This window comes from Bradyrhizobium sp. USDA3010 (genome assembly GCF_056429065.1).
In genome coordinates, this window is record NZ_JBWJZD010000100.1 from 1 (window position 1) to 4548 (window position 4548).

General features: G+C 63.8%; 6 protein-coding genes. 5 read left to right on the forward strand and 1 reads right to left on the reverse strand.

Annotated features, from left to right (window positions below):
• Positions 1 to 363: 363 nt before the first annotated feature.
• A complete protein-coding gene (gene arfB, locus AC066Y_RS42865) occupies positions 364 to 783 on the forward strand; it encodes an alternative ribosome rescue aminoacyl-tRNA hydrolase ArfB (RefSeq protein ID WP_456720797.1) in 420 nt (139 codons plus the stop codon).
• Positions 784 to 840: 57 nt separating this feature from the next.
• On the opposite strand, the gene AC066Y_RS42870 is transcribed toward arfB, so the two are convergent.
• Positions 841 to 1311, reverse strand: coding sequence for a hypothetical protein (locus AC066Y_RS42870; RefSeq protein ID WP_478279091.1), 471 nt, complete (start codon positions 1309 to 1311; stop codon positions 841 to 843).
• 225 nt (positions 1312 to 1536) lie between these two features.
• On the opposite strand from AC066Y_RS42870, the gene AC066Y_RS42875 reads away from it, so the two are divergent.
• From AC066Y_RS42875 to AC066Y_RS42890, 4 genes are read left to right on the forward strand one after another with little or no spacing between them, the layout of a single operon-like run.
• Positions 1537 to 1857: a c-type cytochrome gene (locus AC066Y_RS42875; RefSeq protein ID WP_478279092.1), complete on the forward strand. Its 321-nt coding sequence runs from the start codon at positions 1537 to 1539 to the stop codon at positions 1855 to 1857.
• Entirely contained in the window at positions 1858 to 2253 is a 396-nt protein-coding gene (locus tag AC066Y_RS42880; RefSeq protein ID WP_478279093.1) for a VOC family protein, read from the forward strand.
• Between the two features lie 32 nt (positions 2254 to 2285).
• A complete protein-coding gene (locus tag AC066Y_RS42885) occupies positions 2286 to 2834 on the forward strand; it encodes a gluconate 2-dehydrogenase subunit 3 family protein (protein ID WP_456657634.1) in 549 nt (182 codons plus the stop codon).
• A 24-nt stretch (positions 2835 to 2858) separates the two neighbouring features.
• A complete protein-coding gene (locus AC066Y_RS42890) occupies positions 2859 to 4427 on the forward strand; it encodes a GMC family oxidoreductase (protein WP_478279094.1) in 1569 nt (522 codons plus the stop codon).
• Positions 4428 to 4548 lie beyond the last annotated feature (121 nt).

Below are 4548 nucleotides of genomic sequence, written 5' to 3' on the forward strand. Positions count from 1 at the left end.
GCAAATCTTCGAAGCACTCGGCAAATCGTTGCATCGGCCGCTCCCTCTAGATCAGGAGCGACCTTCAGAATCTCTTTCTCCCGATTTGGCAACTACTTGCAGCCGCGCACGTGCGATTCCCCTGCGCAAGGGGGGAGGGAGCCCATCCGCTTGTGCGCCCCTTACTTGCCAGACCGCGAAAGTGTCGGCTGTGATGCGATGTGATGTGAGCACGTCTCTCAGGCTCCCTCCCCCCTTGCGGGGGAGGGTGGGGAGAGGGGTGGCCCCGCGCTCCGGCCGCTGACGTAACGAACACCGCCCGAGCACACCCATCACAAACCCGCTATCCTGCGGCCGCCGATTCTTCCCTCCACGGGTGATGTCATGCTGCGGCTGTCCCGCGACCTTACGATCGACGAGAACGACATTGAGATCGTCTTTGTCCGTGCCTCCGGTCCGGGCGGACAGAATGTCAACAAGGTCTCGACCGCAGCCCAGCTTCGCTTCGACACCCACAAGGTTGCGCTGCCGCCGGACGCGGCGCAGCGGCTGGCGCGGCTCGCCGGCAGCCGCATGACCAAGGACGGCGTGATCGTGATCCAGGCCTTCCGCTTCCGCACCCAGGAGCGCAATCGCGCGGACGCGATCGAGCGGCTGTTCGAGATGCTGAAGGAGGCGATGGTGCGGCCGACACCGCGGCGGCCGACCAGGCCGACGCTCGGCTCAAAGAAGCGCCGGCTCGAAGGCAAGAAACGCCGCAGCGACATCAAGGCCGGACGCGGCAGTCAACGTTTCGACGATTAGGAAATACCGGACGCAGCGCAGGCGCGGCGCTGCATCCGGGATCCGATCATCGCGGGATCAATACTTCTTGGTTGCAGGCGCCATCTCGGAACCACCAGACTTCGGTGTGGCGTGGCCGCTGCCGACCGTTCCCTTGTTGCCCGACTTGGCGCTGGTGCCGCTCTTTTGCGTCGGTGAAGTCGGCTGCGCCGCCATTTCCTCATCGCCGCTGCCGGACATGCCGCCGCCCTGCTGCAGGGTACCTCGGCCCTGTGCACCGCCGCGAAGCTGGGTGTCCGGCGTCGTCGCGCCCTGCGCCAGGACGGGGCCGGCCATCGCGGCCGTAATGGCAAGGGCGAGCACGCTGGTTTTTGCAAACGTCATCCACTTCTCCTGGACTTTTGATTGACGATGGACGGAGCGGCGCAGGTGTGCGCCGTTTGCAACGCCGATCCTGAACCCCATCGCGCGAGACTGAATTTTCCGCAAACGGCGCACGCGCAATGCAAGCGGCGTCGTGTGGTGATCGTGCAGGGATTTCGCGGCCATTTTGCGGATTTGTCGTCCGCATATGCGGCAAGGATCGGTTCCGCGCCAGATCGCCGCCCAGCTTTGTTCTGCCGTGAAACAGCCCGCTACTACCAACGGCCGATTTCAGCCTCCTACAGTCACCGCACAGAGGCGGTGATGTATATGACAAAGCTGCGTGCGAGGTGGACGTTGGCGTTGGGATTTTGCAGCGCGATGTTTGCAGTGCAAATGGCGGCTGCGCAAATGCCCTTGCCTGCCGCCAGACCGCCCGACGGGGCGACGCTGTTCAAGCAGCAATGCGCGACCTGCCACACCACCAACATGTCGGATCCCGTCCGGCAAGGACCGTCGCTCTACAAGGTCGTCGGCCGCCATGCCGGCAAGGCCGACGGCTTCAAATATTCCGCGGGCTTCGCCAACGCGGACTTCGTCTGGGACGATGCCAGGCTCGATGCCTGGCTGACCAATCCGCAAGAGGTGATCGCAGGCGCCGTGATGGCCTACCGGCAGGCCAAGCCGGAGACCCGCGCCATGATCATCGCCTATCTGAAGGAGCTGAACTGAATGGCGAAACCCGTGCATTCGATGATCCGCGTGTTCGACGAGGCCAAGGCGCTCGACTTCTACAAGCGCGCGTTCGGGCTCGAGATCGCGGACAATCTGCGATTTGGCGACTTCGCGCTGATCTATCTGCGCCATCCCTCCTCGCCCTTCGAGGTCGAGCTCACGGTCAATTTCGACCGCAAGGAGCCCTATGCGCTCGGCGACGGCTACGGCCATCTCGCCGTCGTCGTCGATGACCTCGATGCCGAGCACGCGCGTTTCGAGAAGGAGAAGCTGTCGCCCGGGCCGCTGCGCGACTTCAAGCATGACGGCAAGACGCTGGCGCGCTTCTTCTTCGTCTCCGATCCCGACGGCTACAAGATCGAGGTGATCCAGCGCCGCGGGCGCTTCGGCTAATCCAATTAGAAAATAAATTACGGAGGAAACCCATGAGAGAAATCGATCGACGCAGCAAATATGACCGGCGTGTGTTCCTCAAAGGCGCGGCTGCTACCGCACCGGCAGTCGCGATCGCGACATCGACCGGGCTCGGCATCACCGATGCATGGGCCGATGAGGCGGGCACGCTGACGCCGGCCACCATGAAGACGCTGCTGAAGGTGGCGCGCGACATCTATCCGCACGATTTCCTCGGCGACAGCTACTACATCACGGCGGTCAAGCCGTGGGATGACAAGGCCGCCAAGGATCCGGCGGTCAAATCGCTGATCAACGAGGGCGTCGCGAGACTCGATCAGGCGGCCAACGACCGCCACAAGATGCCTTATGTCCAGGTCGCCTGGGAGAACGATCGCGTCGCGCTGCTGCAACAGATCGAGCAGAGTGCGTTCTTCCAGAAGATCCGCGGCGACCTCATCGTCTCGCTCTACAACAACAAGGAGGTGTGGCCGCGGTTCGGCTACGAGGGCTCCTCCGCCGAGCACGGCGGCTACATCAAGCGCGGCTTCGCCGATATCGACTGGCTGCCGAAGGCGTGAAGCGGACAATTTCGGGAGGAAACAATGGCGAAATTCGATCTGAATGACAGCGGCGTTGTCGTGATCGTCGGCTCCGGTGCCGGCGGCGGAACGCTCGGCAATGAGCTGGCGCAGAAGGGCGTCAAGGTCGTGATCCTCGAAGCCGGCCCGCGCATCGAGAACCAGGACTTCATCAACGATGAATGGGACAGCTTCACCCAGCTCGCCTGGTCCGACGCGCGCTCGACCTCGGGCAGCTGGCGCGTGCACCAGGATTTTCCGGGCCTGCCGGCCTGGATCGTGAAGGCGGTCGGCGGCTCGACCACGCATTGGGCCGGCGCCTCGCTGCGTTTCGACGAGCATGAGTTCAAGATCAAGTCGGCCTATGGCGGCATCCCCGGCGCCAACCTGCTGGACTGGCCGATCACGCTCGCCGAGATGGAGCCGTGGTACGCCAAGGCCGAGGACAAGATGGGCGTCACCCGCACCAACGGCATCCCCGGACTGCCTGGCAACAATAACTTCAAGGTGATGGAGGCCGGTGCCAAGAAGCTCGGCTACAAGGAAGTGCACACCGGACGGATGGCGATCAACAGCGAGCCGCGCGACGGCCGCGGCTCCTGCCAGCAGATCGGCTTCTGCTTCCAGGGCTGCAAGTCGGGCGCCAAATGGTCGACGCTCTACACCGAGATCCCGAAGGGCGAAGCCACCGGCAATCTCGAAGTGCGTCCCGGCAGCATGGTGATCAAGATCGAGCACGACCAGTCCGGCAAGGTCAGCGGCGTGGTCTATGCCGATACGACCGGCGCGATGCAGCGCCAGAAGGCCCGCGTGGTCGCGGTCGCCGGCAACTCGATCGAGAGCCCGCGGCTGTTGCTCAACAGCGCCTCCAGCATGTTCCCGGACGGGCTCGCCAATTCATCGGGCCAGGTCGGCCGCAACTATATGCGGCACATGACCGGCAGCGTGTATGCGAGCTTCGAGAAGTCGGTGCACATGTATCGCGGCACCACGATGGCCGGCATCATCCGAGACGAGGCGAAGAACAATCCGAGCCGCGGCTTCGTCGGCGGCTACGAGATGGAGACGCTGTCGCTCGGCCTGCCCTTCATGGCGGCGTTCCTCAATCCCGGCGCCTGGGGCCGCAGCTTCACCAGCGCGATCGAGGGCTATCCGCGAATGGCCGGCATGTGGCTGGTCGGCGAGGACATGCCGCAGGAGACCAACCGCGTCACGCTGGATCCGAAGATCAAGGACAAGTTCGGCCTGCCGGTCGCCAGCGTGCATTTCGACGATCATCCGAACGACGTCGCGATGCGCGATCACGCCTACAAGCAGGGCTCCGCGGTCTATGAAGCGGTCGGCGCCACCGTGACCTATCCGACGCCGCCCTATCCCTCGACCCACAACATGGGCACCAACCGGATGAGCGAGAAGCCGCGCGATGGCGTGGTCAACAAGTTCGGCCAGACCCACGACATCAAGAACCTGTTCGTCTCCGACGGCAGCCAGTTCACGAGCGGCGCGGCGTGCAATCCGACGCTGACGATCGTGTCACTGGCGATCCGGCAGGCCGACCACATCGCCGGCGCGATGCAGCGCAAGGAGATCTAGCCCGTCTTATTCATGATTGCCGGGCGGGGCAGCTGGAACATTTCCGGTCGGGGTGAAGGCGCGCGCGAACGCTTCGGCTTTTTCGCCGCTTTTCGACCCGACTTCGTGAACGCGTTGGAGG